At 66.8% G+C, this 594-nt stretch carries 1 protein-coding gene; it reads left to right on the forward strand.

The annotated features are described in order from the left end of the window. Positions 1 to 235: 235 nt before the first annotated feature. The coding region (locus CAY82_RS27450) for an SDR family NAD(P)-dependent oxidoreductase (protein WP_140399162.1) at positions 236 to 594 on the forward strand (359 nt) is incomplete at its 3' end.

The raw sequence follows: 594 nt of genomic DNA on the forward strand, positions 1-594 counted from the left end.
GCGTGATCGGCGAGCAGGTCGGCTCCGTCGCGTTCGACGGCATGGGTGTTGACCAGATCCTGTACCAGCGCGAGGCCGCCCGGGCCTGAGCGTGCCTCGAACCTCTCGGTCGCCGTCCATGACATAGCCAAAGACTACTTGACTTCAGTCAAGGAAGCCAGCATGCTTGACAGAGGCAAATAGCCTTACGCCTCGGTCACAATGGGCCGAGCGCGCTCATCGAACGGAGTACGAGATGGCAACCGTCAGCGGAGCGACCGTCCTGGTCACGGGTGGACAGCGAGGCCTGGGCAAGGAGATCGCGCAGGAGCTGCTGCGGGCGGGAGCCGCGAAGGTGTACGTCACCTCGCGCACGCCGTCACCGGACACCGACCCGAGGATCGTCCCGCTGGCGTTCGAGCTGGAGGACCCGCAGGCCGCCGCTGAGCTCGCCCGGGTCGCTACCGACGTCAGCGTCGTCGTCAACAACGCCGGCATCATGACGTTCGGACCGCTGCTGCAGGACGATCAGCAGGAGGTCGAGCGCGTCTTCGGGATCGTGGCGTTCGGGCCGCTGCGCGTCGCGAAAGCCTTCGCGCCCGTGCTGGCCGCCAA

The organism is Pseudomonas sp. SID14000 (assembly GCF_002165135.1).
Classification (GTDB): Bacteria; Pseudomonadota; Gammaproteobacteria; order Pseudomonadales; family Pseudomonadaceae; genus Aquipseudomonas.